At 61.6% G+C, this 14,943-nt stretch carries 14 protein-coding genes; 6 read left to right on the top strand and 8 right to left on the bottom strand.

Features of this window, described 5'->3' with window-relative positions:
• Nucleotides 1-5: 5 nt before the first annotated feature.
• From LHFGNBLO_RS03360 to LHFGNBLO_RS03340, 5 genes are read right to left on the bottom strand one after another with little or no spacing between them, the layout of a single operon-like run.
• Nucleotides 6-1,472 (bottom strand): NAD(P)/FAD-dependent oxidoreductase, encoded by a 1,467-nt coding sequence (locus tag LHFGNBLO_RS03360; protein WP_258600112.1) that lies wholly within the window; start codon nt 1,470-1,472, stop codon nt 6-8.
• Nucleotides 1,408-2,769, bottom strand: a complete 1,362-nt coding sequence (locus tag LHFGNBLO_RS03355; protein ID WP_258600110.1) for a radical SAM/SPASM domain-containing protein — start codon at nt 2,767-2,769, stop codon at nt 1,408-1,410. The genes LHFGNBLO_RS03360 and LHFGNBLO_RS03355 overlap by 65 nt, the downstream gene beginning before the upstream one ends.
• A gap of 1 nt (nt 2,770) precedes the next feature.
• Nucleotides 2,771-3,643: a hypothetical protein gene (locus tag LHFGNBLO_RS03350; RefSeq protein WP_258600108.1), complete on the bottom strand. Its 873-nt coding sequence runs from the start codon at nt 3,641-3,643 to the stop codon at nt 2,771-2,773.
• On the bottom strand, nt 3,618-5,063 hold the full coding sequence (locus tag LHFGNBLO_RS03345) for a hypothetical protein (RefSeq protein WP_258600106.1): 1,446 nt from the start codon (nt 5,061-5,063) through the stop codon (nt 3,618-3,620). Before LHFGNBLO_RS03345 ends, LHFGNBLO_RS03350 begins: the two co-directional genes overlap by 26 nt.
• 1 nt (nt 5,064) lies before the next feature.
• The gene (locus LHFGNBLO_RS03340) at nt 5,065-5,346 is read right to left on the bottom strand and encodes a hypothetical protein (protein ID WP_258600105.1); all 282 of its coding nucleotides are present in this window, start codon (nt 5,344-5,346) and stop codon (nt 5,065-5,067) included.
• Nucleotides 5,347-5,801: 455 nt separating this feature from the next.
• Between LHFGNBLO_RS03340 and LHFGNBLO_RS03335 the strand changes: the two genes are divergently transcribed.
• The 5 genes from LHFGNBLO_RS03335 to LHFGNBLO_RS03315 are packed head-to-tail and all read left to right on the top strand — an operon-like array spanning nt 5,802 to nt 9,143.
• The gene (locus LHFGNBLO_RS03335) at nt 5,802-6,020 is read left to right on the top strand and encodes a hypothetical protein (protein WP_258600103.1); all 219 of its coding nucleotides are present in this window, start codon (nt 5,802-5,804) and stop codon (nt 6,018-6,020) included.
• A gap of 59 nt (nt 6,021-6,079) precedes the next feature.
• On the top strand, nt 6,080-6,307 hold the full coding sequence (locus LHFGNBLO_RS03330) for a hypothetical protein (RefSeq protein WP_258600101.1): 228 nt from the start codon (nt 6,080-6,082) through the stop codon (nt 6,305-6,307).
• A 9-nt stretch (nt 6,308-6,316) separates the two neighbouring features.
• Nucleotides 6,317-7,009, top strand: coding sequence for a hypothetical protein (locus LHFGNBLO_RS03325; RefSeq protein ID WP_258600100.1), 693 nt, complete (start codon nt 6,317-6,319; stop codon nt 7,007-7,009).
• A gap of 38 nt (nt 7,010-7,047) precedes the next feature.
• Nucleotides 7,048-8,064, top strand: coding sequence for an NAD/NADP octopine/nopaline dehydrogenase family protein (locus tag LHFGNBLO_RS03320; protein WP_258600099.1), 1,017 nt, complete (start codon nt 7,048-7,050; stop codon nt 8,062-8,064).
• The gene (locus tag LHFGNBLO_RS03315) at nt 8,058-9,143 is read left to right on the top strand and encodes an NAD/NADP octopine/nopaline dehydrogenase family protein (RefSeq protein ID WP_258600098.1); all 1,086 of its coding nucleotides are present in this window, start codon (nt 8,058-8,060) and stop codon (nt 9,141-9,143) included. Before LHFGNBLO_RS03320 ends, LHFGNBLO_RS03315 begins: the two co-directional genes overlap by 7 nt.
• A 515-nt stretch (nt 9,144-9,658) precedes the next feature.
• Here LHFGNBLO_RS03315 and LHFGNBLO_RS03310 read toward each other — a convergent pair.
• From LHFGNBLO_RS03310 to LHFGNBLO_RS03300, 3 genes are read right to left on the bottom strand one after another with little or no spacing between them, the layout of a single operon-like run.
• The gene (locus LHFGNBLO_RS03310; protein ID WP_258600097.1) at nt 9,659-11,614 is read right to left on the bottom strand and encodes a hypothetical protein; all 1,956 of its coding nucleotides are present in this window, start codon (nt 11,612-11,614) and stop codon (nt 9,659-9,661) included.
• 58 nt (nt 11,615-11,672) lie between these two features.
• Nucleotides 11,673-12,449, bottom strand: a complete 777-nt coding sequence (locus LHFGNBLO_RS03305; RefSeq protein WP_258600096.1) for a DUF2182 domain-containing protein — start codon at nt 12,447-12,449, stop codon at nt 11,673-11,675.
• Between the two features lie 16 nt (nt 12,450-12,465).
• The gene (locus LHFGNBLO_RS03300; RefSeq protein WP_258600095.1) at nt 12,466-13,950 is read right to left on the bottom strand and encodes a tyrosinase family protein; all 1,485 of its coding nucleotides are present in this window, start codon (nt 13,948-13,950) and stop codon (nt 12,466-12,468) included.
• A gap of 172 nt (nt 13,951-14,122) precedes the next feature.
• Between LHFGNBLO_RS03300 and LHFGNBLO_RS03295 the strand changes: the two genes are divergently transcribed.
• On the top strand, nt 14,123-14,368 hold the full coding sequence (locus LHFGNBLO_RS03295; protein ID WP_258600093.1) for a hypothetical protein: 246 nt from the start codon (nt 14,123-14,125) through the stop codon (nt 14,366-14,368).
• Nucleotides 14,369-14,943 lie beyond the last annotated feature (575 nt).

Below are 14,943 nucleotides of genomic sequence, written 5' to 3'. Positions count from 1 at the left end.
TCGCCTTAGCGACCAGCGGTGACGAGCACGGCCCTATCCCAGAGCAGGTTGACGAACCGAGCTGCGGCGTGGCGTCCCAGAGCCGCCGACCAGCGCTCGGCGAGCTGGCTTGCGGTTGCCGTGCGCGGCAGCCCGCGCAGCAATGCGCCGACCGGTGTATTTCCGACAAAGGCGATGGGCCTTTGCAGGCCGGGATGGGTCAGGGCCGGATGCCTTTCGATGAGTTCGTCGCAGAGCACCGGTGTGTCGACCATGGCCGTGGCGTCGTCGAAGTGCAGCGCAAGGTGCGGTTCCAGGGCGCACCGCGCCTGCGGTTCCGGCGTGCCCGATCGCAAAACCCAAAATGGCGTCGGCATGCAGGCCGCCTGGCGCGCATAGTAGAGACCGGACGTCCGACGATCCCAGTCGACCGCCTCGCGAACGCGCGCAAGGTAGAAATCCCGGGCAGAGCTCGCCAGATCGGGGCGTCGCAGCAGTGTGTTCACCGCAACCGCGGCCTGCTGCGCCGATACGACCGCTTTCACAACGCCTTGCGAGGACAGCGGATCGATGGTGAAGGCGGCATCGCCGACAGCGACGAAGTCGTCTCCTATGGCAGGAAAGACCATCGTGCGCGAGGCATCGCACGCCTGCAACGGGCCATCCAGATCAGCATCCGCGAACGCGGCCAACGATCCGGATCGGGCGAGCAACCGCCGCAGGCCAGATTCCAGATTCGATCCGGCCTTCAATGCCGGATGATCCGGCGCGGTGAAAACTGTGATCTGGGCAAGATCGGCAGGCAGCGGGGCAGCCCAGCACCACCATTCAGCGCCCGCCTCGACATAGCTCCTCGCCGGCATTGCCGCCGGTGCGCGAAATCGGCCCGTCAGTGCCAGGGTCGCCGGAGACATGCGGCGCCGCCTGCCGCACCGATGGCCGTGGCGTCCGCCGGCGAAAACCATGAAACGTCCGCCAACGCGCAGCAAGCCGTCCGGCGTTTCGGCTTCGACCCGCCAGCCGTGACCGCCGCGATCGACGCTGCTTATGCTGGTGCCACGATGAACTTCCACGCCTCGACATTCGGCGTCGTCCAGCAACGCGGCGCGGAAGGCAGAGTGACAGACAATCAGGTTGGATCCCGCAGCGGCGTCGACCTCGATCGTCTCGCCGCCCCAATGCACTCGCGATCCGATCGATCTGATCATCTCCGCTCGCCGCAGCGCGCGCGCCAAGCCCATTCGTTCGAGTACGGCAATCGCGCCGTGCGAGATCGATTCGACTGTGCCGACGACAGTCGCCCGCCCATCCTGCAAAAGGCAAACCGTCAGGCCGAGTGCAGACAAACGGACGGCGGCCACAGATCCGCTCAAGCCGCCACCCAGGATGACGCAGTCAAAGCGCCGCTCTTCTTTTTCCATTGATGACCTACTGCGGCTTCGTCGCCTCCGCGGCACCGAAGAAGTCAGGCCGGCGCTCGACGAGCCGTACATAGGCTGCGAGGCAGTAGGCGAGCCAACCGCGAATGAAATCACAGGCCGGGCGCCCCCGATGGATCACTTCGTGGTGGCAGCCGCCGCCGCAGAGGTAGCGTGCGCCGCAATCCGAGCAAGGCTTCTGGCGATGGACATGCCGCTCGGCGAGCCAACCACGCCGACGGTCGTCATCCAATCCAGCGGCGATCGTTCCCATCGCGCCAATCTCGTCGTCGACAAACCGATGGCAGGCGAAATAGGCACCCTCGGCCGACACGCCGAGATATCCGCCGCCGGCACCGCAGCCGTATGGCCGGTGCGTGCCGCGATGGATCTCGCGCATTGCGTTGACCATATTGAGAAACGGGTATCGCCGGCCTTCGATCAAGGCGTTTTCGAAGGCACCGCCGCAGACGACCATCTGATCGAGCATGGTCTGCAGGGCATCGGCCGTCATCTCGTCGCGACCGGTCGGGGAGCTCAGTATCGGCGAGAAGCCGACGCTGAAAAAGCCCCTCGCGATGAAATCTTCCAGCGTGCGCGGCAGATCGAGGTTGCGGGGCGTGACCGTGACCCTGGCGGACACCTGCATGCGATGCTGTTTTTCGAGTAAGGGGGTCACGCGTCGGATGATTTCATCGAAGCTGCCCCGGCCGCTTTTGTATGAGCGCAACGCGTCGTGCGTCGCACCGGCGCCGTCAAGACTGATCGTTACCGCAAAGCCGTGACGTTCGAAGAAATCGGCGTCGTCGGGCCGGATCAGCGTGCCGTTGGTGGTAACCGAGAAATTGACTTTGACGCCCTTGGAGGCGCCGATCGCTCCGGCATGTTCGGTCGCCGCGCGCAGGACGTCACGATTCACGAGCGGTTCGCCGCCGAGAAAGGCGATGTTGACACGCTCGCCCGGTTCGACACCATCGATCAGGGCTTCGATCGAGCGCTTTGCCACGTCAAGGGGCATGTTTTTCGGGCGGCCGCCGAAATCACCCTCCTGCGCGTAGCAGTAGGTACAGCCGAGATTGCATTTCTGGGCGACCGCCAGAGAGATTGCATGGACCGGAAACGGCTCGATCGGCGTGTCGTCTATATAGCGATCCGCATCAAGCCCGCTCGCTTCCAGCCATCTGGAAACGGTGGTCTCGTCGTCCGATGCCAGGGCACGAAACGAGCGCAGCACCTGTTCGTCGACACCATAAAGCCGAGAACCGTTGGAGAGGAACAGATGCGGCTGATCGTCGACATAGAACGAAAGACCGGCCTTCGACCAGTGTGCTTCGCGCCATGCCCTACGATCAGCCGCTGCCGCCCCGCCCATGTCAGGACCCCAACCCGTCAGGGGCGTCCTTGCCCTTGACGATAAACTGGAACTTGCTTTCCCAGTCCTGCATCACATCTTCATGTTGCAGAAGATTCGTTTCGACCAGCGTGTAGAGCGGCTTGCCGTCCGCCTTCTTCAGGCGTGCGGTATCGAGCCAGTTGTTGCCGGTCACGTCAGGAGTTTCAGGGTCGGTGATGTTGACGTAGTCCGGCCGGTTGGACGCCCAGTAATAGCAGGCGCAGCCGATATAGTCTGTCTGCCACGGCGAGCACAGGCTCTCGGTGATCTCACCGGGAAGGCTCGTTTCGCGTTTGATCAGCGCGGAATCCGGTTCCAGCAGCCGCCGGACCTTGAGGCGGAAGGGGCCAACCGGCGCCTGATCTTCGGGGCGCTGGAAGAAGCAGGCCACGGTTTGGTCGGTCCCACCTTTGGCGGCATGGACCTCGGCCAGCATGTTGCTCCACTCCAGCAGGATGAAAGGCGCCCCCGCCGAAGGATCGTCGAGCGGTCCCGCCATCTGCTGCCATGTCTGCTTGCCGTCGATCTGAATGAAGACCGCGCCGACAACGGTGCTCAACGAGACAGGATCAGGCCCGGGCGAGACGATGTCCCCACCGCTCGCACTGACTTCATCTTCATTCACCGCTGTCACCTGAGCGCCGTGCTCAAGAACTTCCAGCCCGACGAAGAACCGTTTCCAGACGTTCTGGAAATTGAACTCCAGCCCAGGAAAGAAATTGCCTACGGCATCTTGCGGATGAGCAGCCGGTGGATTGCCGCGGCCGCGAAACTGCAGTTCGGCGGTTACATTCTTGGCCTTGATCATCGCCATCCCCCGTCCCACTTCACGATTCGTCGCCGCCGCGCACACGGCCAAATATCGGCCGCGTCGCGCTGGCATAGTCGACTGTCTGCGCCGCATTGTCCGCGGCGGGTACGGCCGCGGCAACGACAGCTCCGGGCGGAGCCGTGGGATCGGCAAGCGCGAGCTTGGCGATCATCCGCCGGGTGAGCGCCAGTTCGAGGCCTTCGTTACCTCGCATCATGGCCGGCATGAGCCTGCGCTTTGGAGTGGTGAGGTCGGCGACATCTTCCGGAAGGCGCACATGCGCCATGCCGCCGGCAAAGGCATTGGCGAAATCCGGGCTGGCGTTGGCCCTTTCGAGTACACCCTTGTGGACGTTGAGCGCGAACGGATAGCTCGCCATTTGCGCAGGACTGAAAATCGGCTCGAAGCTTCTGTTGTAGGAACCCTGTTCCTGCCCCGGCATGTTGTTGCGGAACGATGCAACGTCGGCGACCGGCTCATCGCCGTTGTGGACGGCTGTATTGATCTGCCGCATCGTGTCGAGACCGCGGCGCAGGATGTCGCGCACGTCTGCGAGCAGCCCCGCCTGGCCGTCCGCGTCAGGCGGCATCGTGACGCCCGGTCCGAGCGCCATCTGCTCGATATCGTCGGCAATCGAGCGGACCGGTAGGCTGTCGGGTGCGAAGTCCGGTATTGCGGATGCGAAGCGCCCGTAGGCGCTGAAGGTCTGGCCGCCCAGCGCCAGCGTCACCTCGGCAATGCCATCGCAGGAATCGTCGAGATAGCCGTGGCTGAGCTTGGAACTGCCGTTCACGCCGATGCTCTCGCCCTGAAAGATATCGGCCGGCGCCGTGAAGGGCGGCGTTCCGGGATCACTGATGTAGTAGCGGTCCCATCGCCCCGATGCCCGCGGCATCGGCTTCACCGAGGTTGCGCCGAAATAGACGTCGTCGGTGACGTGCGGATCGCCGGCGCGTGGGCCGAAGACGAGGCCCTTGCCGGGCAAGAAGCGAAGGCGGATCTCGGGGAACGCCTCGGTGGGTTTCAGGAAGCGTATCTCACCGAACGAGATGGTTTTGCCCGGTTTGAAATTTGGCGACCGGCCGACGAGAGCATGCGGCGCATGATCGGAGAACGCCCCGGTATCGGCTTCCACCTTGTCGCGTTCCTCACCAGTGCGCCTGAACACCTTGAGGTTGCCTGCCCGCACCCGCCACGACAATGAAGCGACGGATCCGCCCAGCTCGGCCAGATGGTTCAGCGTAAGCGGTTCGAGTTCGTCGCTGCCGTCGCACTGCGCCCACACCTCGAGGAAAGGAGAGACAGGCTTGATTCGACCCTGTGCATCCCGGAACCGCACGTCGGCCGGAGTTGAGGCCTCAACGACAGCACCCGTCGCGTTGTCGATCAAAAGCGTCTCGGCGGGCGCAATGACCCGATAATCGGACGTCTCAGCGCCCGCCGCGTCGCGCGGCAGCTTCAACTCATAGTTCTCCATCGGTGTCGGCGATGAGCCGAACCGGGCGATCACTATGGGAGGGAGGATGCGTAGCTGCCGCAGAATCATTGATTGCTTGCCCCTCTTGCGGCTGCCCAACACCGCAATGCGAGGAACCAGAGTAGATTCGGCACTGCCTCACCAATGTGAAAATTACCACGTGGAACTCCCGAAATTGCAGCGCAGATTTCGGTTCGACTTGAACACGCGCTTTGTCGATGACGATGCGGGCGTGATCGCCAAAAATATCCGTGAACGAGGTGGCCATTTTCACATCCAAGGCGACGTCCGCGGTTCAGGATTTGGGAAAGCAGGCACTTTTTCGCAAGCGTGCCGATTGAGAGCATCGCTAGCGCAATGGATACCCAATGATGCGACGCGTCTCGGTTCTGTACGTCAGCCCCGACGAGCGCGATACGGCGCTCAAGCTGTTGCGCGCCGCACCCGCTCCCGAAGATAGTGGAGACTACCTCATCAGCGTTGCCGACGAGGCCGGGCTCGATGCGATGATGGCCCATGGCCTCATCGTCAACGCGGAAGAGCCCCCGGCCAGTCCCGACACTTTCACGACAACCCTGGAAGTGGGACCGGTGCCACGAACATTGCCGATGGACGATCTGCTGCCAAGAGGGGGAGCAGGAGAGTCTGGCCGCAGCGTCATCGATCCCGCGCCGCCGCGCCTCGCACCGTACGCACCCTTTTATCGCTCGCGGGCCAGCAGCGATGGTCTCGACCTTCAGCTATGGCGCCGCGCACGGACGAAGTTGCGTTGCCAGGTGCGGCCATCTGATGCTGCCACTGGCGGTGGCAGACCACTCGCTGCTGTTCATGGCCGCCATGATGTCGGTCTCCCTGTACGAACGTGGCTTGCGGCGCTTCGCGCCGCGCGCCGGCGCGCTCGTGCTTGCGATGGTCTGGCTCCTGCACTGGCTCGCGAGATGAGGTCGGGCAATACAAGCTGAAGTAATATTTTGGACTGAACCCAACCGAAGGAGATTGAAATGGCAACGCAGAAATCCGTCGCACACGAACCAATCACCAGCAGCGAACTGAAAGCTGTCCTGAAGCGGGTCAAAGCATGCGGACTATCGGCCGAAGACAAGGATACGCTGGCGGAAATTCTCAATCATTCGATAAAGCTCAAGGGTCTGATCGAGAAATCCTCCAAATCCGTTGGCGGCAAGAAGATCATAGCCACGCTGCCGTTCGGTTTCGATATCGTAAAATAGGATGTTTCGATGTTGTCCACCGAGCAGATCGACCATTTCCTCAGCCTGAATCTTGGTGAGCAGGTTTCCAGGATCAGGGACGCATCCGAAACCTCCATCGGATTTGCCGTTGATCCGGGGCGCCTCTCGCGAAGCGTTCTGGCTCGGCATGCCGCCGAACACGTGCTGCGCATTCGGCGGTTTCGCCAACTGGATGCAGCCGCCACAAAGCTGATCGAGCAACACCACCCGGAAATTGCCACGCCCTGGTCGCGCTATGCCCGCTCGGAAGCCGTTCATGACCGCTATTTTCTGCGCGATCTCGAAGCGATGGGCATTGCGCGGGAGCACGTTGAGCAGCTGCAGCCATTCCAGGCCACGGAAGCCCTGATCTCCTACATCAGGCATGCCATTGGCGAGTTCGGTCCGCTGCCGGTAGTGGTATATTCGTTTTGGGCCGAGAAGAACTCCGATGAAGGTTCCGCCCCGATCATCGCCCGGGGTCGCTCGCTGTTCGGCGACGACGCCGTTCGAGGGGCCTCGGCACATCGGGCGCTCGACGAAAATCTGAACCATGCGGAGGCAGTCACGGAGGTTCTGGCCGTGTTGATCGACAGTCCGGACAAGCTGCTCGCGGCCGTCGAAATACTGGGTGGAATTACCAAATTCATCGGGCTCTATTTTGATGAACTCGGCGAATTTGAGAATGCCAGGCTTCAGTAAGGGCGAGCTGCGAGGCACCATATCGAGGGGCGGCATCCTTGGTCAAAGTCGCGATCATCGGCAGTGGCAGCGTCGGTCATACGCTCGCTGCCATTCTTGGCGCCCGGCCTGAACTGGACGTCGCCCTCTGGGGAAGGCGCTGGGAGCGAGCCCAAAGCCGAGAGTTGATGTGCTTTGGAGAAAACGGCACCTACGCCATCGGCGTGGCAACCGTCGAAAACGACCTCGGGACCGCCGTTCGCAACGCCGACATGATTGTCTTGGCAGTGCCGACACCTGCGAGACACGACATCCTCGGTGAGATCGCCGACCGGATCGCGAACTGCGCCCTGCTGCTAAGTTGGGAAGGCACCGGACGGTTCGCTCAATCATTGATTGATCTGAAAATTCACGCGGTTTCGGCAGGGCTTCAGCGTAGCCCGATCATATGCCGGATCCGTCAGCCCGGATCATCGGTGGAACTGATTGGCGTCCGCAATTCAGTCGTCGCCGCCGCCGTAAACCCGGCCCACAATGCCCGCGCTCGCGTACTGTTGTCGGCGCTGCTTCCTTTCCATTTTGTGATGGCCCCGGAATTCGAATATGTTTCCGTTTCGCCGGGCAATCCGCTGATCCATCCCGCACGCCTTTTCAGCAGCCAGTGTGCGACACCTCCTCGGCCGGCGTGCAACGACAGGTTTTACGCGGACTGGGACGACGGTGCTTCCAAGGTGCTGCTCGCCCTGCACAAGGAATTGGCAGCCCTGCGCGATGCCGCCAATCTCTCGAGAAAGTTCATTCGCACCCTTGTGGATCGTCGTCCGACCCCGTCCCCGTCAGAGCTTACCCGTGAGATTCGAGATGAAAGAAGGCTGAGCGAAGTGCGTCTGCCCTGTATCTTGGATGGAGAGGGCACTGCACTTGACCGCAGTCATCGCTTCTTCCGCGAAGATATCGGGGAAGGTCTCTCCTACATCGTCGAACTGGCCAGAAACAGGGGCGTCGCGATGCCGAATTGCGAAGCCATAGTGCGCTGGTATGATCAAGGTCGAATGTGCGAGGGCCGACCTTGCTGAGGATAACGGTATGCGGACACGGGCCGATCGCGCATTCCATTGCCCTGATAAGCGGATATCTGGGCCATTCGGTGCGCGTGTTGGTCTCGGACGCGGCAGTGTGGTCAGATAAACTTCGAGGCAGGTTGCCATCCCGCCAGAGCATTGCCGCGCCTCTGGAGATGGTGTCACAGTCGGCCGGCGATTGCATTCCAGGCAGTGACATTGTCGCCGTCTGCGTGCCCGCCTCCCAAATTGCAGTGATGCTCAAGCAAATTTCGGCTTATGTTTCGGAGCGCATGGTGGTCGGTGCCATACCGGGCTTTGGAGGTTTCGGCATCGCTGCCCGAAACATCATTCCGCACGCCTCTTGCCTTTTTGGAACACAGAGGATTCCGTTTGTCGTCCGCAGCCACATTCCTGGCCGCAGCGTGACGATAGGCGGCATCCGCCGGCAGACCTTTGTCGGCACTATGCCCGCCTGCCGGTCCCGCGCCGTCAGTGAATTGCTGACCCGCGTGCTCGATGTCCCCACTGTGCCTGTTTCGCACTACGTGAATGTCGAACTCAGCCCATCCAACTCCATCGTCAATCCCATTCGCCTTTATTCGCTCTTTGGCGGCAAGGACGTCAAACGTCACCGCCTCGAAATGGAGTTCTTCATCGATTGGGATTTGCCCTCGTCGAGGCTGCTTTTGCGGCTTGACGAAGAGCTGCAGCACGGGCGACGTCTGATCCCGCGAGACACGTCGTTCGTTGCGCCGATCCTTCTGCAATACGACGCGAACGACGAACATACTCTTACGGACCGTTTCCGTAGCCTAACCGCCCTCGCCGGCCGCCCCATCCCTGCAAAGTGTGCCGGGGACGCCATCGAACTCGATCCGGCCTCTGCCTACGTCACTGAGGATATCGATGTCGGCCTTGCCACCGTGCGCTCGATACTTCGCCTTGCGGGAGCGAAGACGCCGGTCGCCGACGAGATCATCGATTGGAGGCGATCGCAATTTGCGTCCCCGGGCTGTTGTTTGACGACCCACGAGACCGACTTCGATCAGGCGTTTCCAGACATCGAATCGCTAATGCGCTTGCTCGATTGAGCTTAGTCTATCGGGGCGGGCACCAGGCCTGTCAGCACCGAATGCAGCCGCCGCCGGGATGAAGGGCTGCAAGCTGGTCCAACCTTGGTGCTGGATGCCTGCCGCGGCGCTGCCTATCAAGGTCCGCGGCTGGGAGCAGTTCTGAATATTCCATGATGCCGCGTAAACGCGCCTTGCGGCAGTTCGCTCGGTAGAGATGAAGCAAGGGCAGCTTCGAGCGCGGCGTGTCGCGTGGTGGGCGGCTCAGAAGAGGCGCATAGCCGCCGTTCAGCACATTGAACTATAGGGGTTTCGTGCTGACGTTCACGATCAGGAAGGCACGCGCCCAGGAAGTCGATGCCTCCTCACTCAATTCCGACTAGGCGCGATCCAGAAAGCTCGAAAAGCTTGCAGGAAGGCTCGATCCCTAATTGGGGAACCGTACACAGACCGCTTGGGGCCGGAGCGGCCAGTCCGTTTCCGAAGTTTCGCTTCGGGCGGTTTGCCATGTACCAAACCCGAGGCTGCAGCGGTCATTACGCTCTATGACGCATCGGCGTCCCGAGCCCCCATTGCCGGGCCAACATACGTCCCTGCTGCTTCGGCAGCCAGGTAAAACCGCGACGCTGGACCTTGCTTGCCAGCTCGGCGAGGCCTTCCACCAGCACCGCCCAGTCTTGGCGCGGTTCCCCGACATAGTCCCAACCAATGCCAAGCCATGGACACCATCCCCCTACCGTCCCTATGATGGCTGGCGTCTGCGCAAATGCATAGGTTGGCAGTCCCCTTGCGGCGTACTCGTCTCCGTCTTTCACCGCTGGAACGTGAACGGTGAACCCGCCAGCAGCAGCTCGCACGACCTTCATTTCGCCGAGGAGCACGATGTCGAACGGGACCGGCTGCGCATTGTCCACGTAGTAGTATGCCATCCGCCGGATGTTGTCGAAGTCCGCCACGGCGCGATAGAGATAGGCGCAGATCACCCCCAGCACCGGATCGCGGTGCTTGCCGTCGCGCAAACCGGCGGCGATCTGAGCCACGTCCCCCGGCACGATCTGGCCCGACGCGAAGTCCGCCAGCGTCCGGACCCCGCTCGTGAAGTTGGCTGACATGCCCGGGATCGGCATCCCGTAGGCTTGGAAAACGTCGCCCAGCCGACTGCGCTTCATGACGGTGTAGAGCCCGCTGTAGGGCACCCACGGCACGAACCTTCCGTCAGAGAGTTCGACGAGGTTAGGCGCGCCGGCAGGGGAATCCGGAACTCGGAACCCCTCGCGTGCGCGGGTCCGAGTGCCGAGCGCCAAGCCGTGCCGGGACCAAATTGTCGCGCCGGCCTCGGCCACGATCAGGTTCGAGCGGCCTTCTTGCTCCGGTGTGCGGAGCTGGCTCAAGCTCCGCCCAACGTCGCCGCTTGCCTTGTTGCGCGCGCTCTTAGCGGATTCAGCCGCCAACCGACCTACTAGACCGCGCTCGAACCTCTTTGCTTTGGGCCCCCATGCGGCGCGATCGGCCTGAAGCACGACGAGCCCTCTCACGACCGGGGCGCTCGCCTTGGGCAAGCCCACGAAGACGGCTTCGCCGGGCAGCGGCGTGTGCCCGACGCTAAGAACGTCGGCGCGAAAATCGGCGTCGGTGTTGAACCGCTGGAGCACCTTAGTAGCATCGACCGGGGCCACTGCGGCCTTCTCGATCATCCCCATCACCGATGACGTTCCCACGGCCGGCCATGCCTGCAGGACTGGCGGGCCCGCCGGCGCCGCGGCCTTATCGTAGAGGATCGCCGGCGCCGGGTTGGTCATGCAGTCGGGAAATAGCTTGAGGCGGTACTTTTCGGCCACTTTGGGCGTGCGTTCCTGAAGGCAATCGCCCAGGCTGCGCACCGTGATCCGGTCGCCGTCGAACGCCGATGGCTCACTCCCCCACAGGGCGTCCGCGACCACGCCAGAAAATACACACTTGCCGGGTTTGGCCGGATTGTTCTGCTCGGCGACCATGAACCCCAGTTGGGTATCTTGGCAGGCAACCAAGCTGTCGAACCGCGGGCTGTCAACTTGCTGACCCTGGACGACGATCCCGCGCACCGCGTCGAGCCGCTGCAGATTCACATCCTTGGGTGCCTCGCGGCAGGCGTCGCTCACCAAGGTAAGCCGCTCGATGCCGTGCAAGAGCAGCTCCGAATAGAACAGGTCTGCCTTGACCCGGTATTTCTGCGCCAGCGAATCGCTGAACAGCCAGGAAATCGCCTTGATGTTCTCATCGGTGAGACCGTGGCCGCAGAACCCGAGGATCAGGTGGCTGACCGTCTCCGCTGCGTCCGGGAAAAGCTCATCCACCGCGGCCTGAACCCGCTCGCGGGTAACCGGGTTGGGCTTGTTGCCGATGTATTCGTCAGTCACGATCCGCACATTGGCGTCGCCGAAGCCCGCGCTGCGGGCCCATTCGCCGAGGTTCTTGGCCGCGATCGGGGCACCGCTGAGATAGCCGAACTTCATCGCCGAGCCTGGCGTGGGTGGGTCGACGATGCCGACGCCTATAGCCAAGCAGGCACGCCTAGCCATGGCGCCGGTTCAATACGAGCGGAAAGAGGTGCGCGCGCAGGCGCAGAGCAAGCGCCATGGCCACGGGCATGCGCCACTGTGCCGTCCGGGGCAAGCTCAGCCGCTCGGCCAGCAGGATCGTTCCGGTCGCCAGCATCGCCGCAAAATGCCAGCCTCCGCCCAGCAGAGGCACCAGCATCCATGCCCAGCAGGTGGCGGCACACAGCAGGCCGTGGTCGATTCCGAAGACAAGGCAATCACCGTCCGCGCGCATGCCGAACAGGCTGATCGGTGGTAGGCGATGGGCGCGATTGAGTAACCGTCGGTGGGCAGGGCTCGCGCTCCATATCAACGCCACGGCGACGGCAAGCGGGAATGCCAAAGAGCCAAAGGCGGCTTGCGCTTGCATTGCGAGCAATCCGAGCGGGACGCCCATGGCGAGCCATACCATCGAATAGCCTACAAGGAAGCCGGCGACGGCACGTGCCCTGCGCCGTACCAGGCTCGATTGCTGGACATGCACAATCGGCGCCGCCACCAAAGGCGGCATCATCGCCACAAGCATCATACTCCAACCTGTCACCAGGGATCCGGGCGAGTTGAGCGTGAGCGTAGCCGCGACTACCTCCCACAGTTCAACGCCACCGGGCCAACCTCCTCCACCGGGACCGCACACGGCAGCCGGGAGAACGCCGATCGAGCCCAACAGCCAGAGCACGTAGCCGGCTGCGCTGACACCCAGCAGCGCTGGCCACGGTGGGCGGCGAAAGTGCTCGATCATACCGGTCATAGCCGCGCCCCGCGTATCAACCGACTTTGCCGGTGCGCTTGATCAGGCTTAACCGGCCGACCGTGATCGTGGCGTCACCCGAATGGCCGTCGCGTGTTTGCAGCGTGACCTTGAGCAGGCCTTTGCCCAAGCCCGCTGCGGTGAACTGTTTTGCTTGGTCGGTAACGTCGATGGTGTAGCTCAGCCCATTGCCGCCGTGCGGACCATCCGGCTTCGAAGCGACGTTGAGCCCGAAAAGCGCCACGCTGCCGACATGCTTCTCGGCGTGCTCCTCCGGCTTCGCCCCTTCGGGCAGATCAAGGTAGACATCGAGCATGCCCGACGCGAGGTTACCCTTTACCGATTCGAGCGCAAGATAGAGCCGCGAGACTACCTCGCCTAGCTCGGTCACCCCCATCGACATCACCGCCGCATTGGCCCGCGGCAAGTCGACCGCGACTTCGGTCATGGCAGGCTCAGCGCTCACCCGGACAGGTCCGGCGTTGGCGCCAATCACTTCAACCGTCTGGCTTTCCGATGGCCCCATGCTGACGCGCGCCACGGCTTGAACTCCTTGAGTGACCCCTGTTCCCTTGGTGAGATCGTCGTATTGCGGGAAGAACAGACCCTCTGCAAGGCAATCCTGCCCGCCGAAGCTGATTCCGGGTTTGTTGCCGCCCACGACTGGCATGATGAACGCGCGGTCGGCCGGCCCATGGTACCAGCGCGGGTCGTTGACCATATGCTTGCCGGGCGCGCCCATCCAAGCTTGCCACAACCGGTCGATGTTGCAATGGTGAAGCCAGAACAATGGATCGATGCCCGCCGTGATCGGATCGCCGATCCAGCCGCCGCCTCGGCCTACCAGCACGTGAACGATGTTATGCGGGTTGCTCTCGAGATCTCCGGTCCAGTTGCCGAACTGGATGAACCCACCCGAAATGCCTCCGCCGAAACCTATCCCGCCCTGGTTGCCGACCAAAAAATCATCTTCGTCCATCGAATCGAGGTCGAACTTGTCGCGCGACCCCGGTTTGATCGCGGTCACGGCAGCGTCGCGCATCGCTGTCCCGCCATAATATTTCAACGGATTTTCCGTACCGTCGGGCATAGTGTCGGCTAGGAATGCCTGTGGCAGTTTGCGCGCGTCGGCATTGGACGAATCGAGGTAGTTCCAATAGGGCAGCGCCCAGTCGTCGCCGGTCAGTTCCTTGACCTTAGCCGCCACGACAGCCTCAAACGCGCCAACATAGCCGCGGTGCCACGCAACGAAATACCAGCTCGCGTGCTGGCACTGGTTGCCATAGTCGCCGTTGATGTCAGCCGGGATCTGTTCTCCGTCGGACAGCAACCCGACCGATCCCCATAGTTGTGCGTCGAACCCGTGCATCGCCCCAAGAAAGCGCCAGGAGTTGCGATTATCGAATGGCAATTTGTCCAGTGCGCGAACCGCGAGAGCATAATTGACTAGAGTCTTATTCCAACCAGCACCAAGAGTTGCCGCGTCTCGCCGAATAGCCATCACCCCACCCCCAGAAAAGACCGATCTCAAGCCTAGCAAAAAGAAAATGAAATTCAATATTTTGTTTGAGCGTGAAAAGCAGGATTCGGCCTGAAATCGCCTTTTTCTCCAACTTTCCTAATAAGCTTGTTACGCCTTCCGCCAGCAGGAAGTCGGAGTTGGAAATCGGGCGATGCGGGAGTTCCGCAGAGCGTGGCCGAAACTGAAAGGAAAGATCGGTAAAGAGACCCGAGTTGAGGCAGCAGTACACTCGAAAGTCATTGCGGAAATGAAGGCAGACGTTGAGGCTATAGATTCGGCCGAAGACGCACCTACCACTGCGGATGCGCAGATCGCGGCACTAAAGAAAATCAAGGATGCGGTGGCTGTTCAAAAGGTAGCGGCCGAATTCGATGGATCGGAGTGGGGAGCAACTTAACACGGCAACGGAGGAGTTGGTCGATTTTATTCCAAAACTAGGCGAGCCTCACATTGTTAAGAAACTGATCCTTGATTTGATCGGGATAACTACATATCCGGATAACCGTGTGCCGGGGCACCTGTTTAAAGGCATTATACTAGTCGTGAAGGCCGGAGTTTTCGTCGCTTGCCAAGATCCGCGTAAATACGTCCTTCACGAGGATCGCCTTACGGCCATCACCTGTGCGAGCAGTTTTGAATTTCGGATTGTCTGAGTGCGATAGTCAGCGAAGGCTTTGAAATAGGTCAAAAAGCGCTCGACCTAGTCCGGCTGCAGCAAGACCTTACCCTTGACGACCTTCGCGATGCCAACGGTGTTGCTCACCGCCTTCCATCTGGTCGAGTGAGGCACCGATGTTCTTCGCCTCGATGTAGCCAACGGGCACTGCGCCCTTTTCCAGGATGTAGTCGGGAGCCCCACATTTTTGCCGTTTCGGCTCATTCGTAAGGCTGTATTAGTTGGCCAACAGCGCATTGGAGAGTGTGACCAGACATTCGCGATAGGTGTGTTCAGTGGCGTTTCCCCTCTCAAAC

This window comes from Mesorhizobium sp. AR10 (assembly GCF_024746795.1).
Classification (GTDB): Bacteria; Pseudomonadota; Alphaproteobacteria; order Rhizobiales; family Rhizobiaceae; genus Mesorhizobium.
Note: the sequence above shows the minus strand (reverse complement) of the source record. Positions and strands in the feature narration are given on the sequence as shown.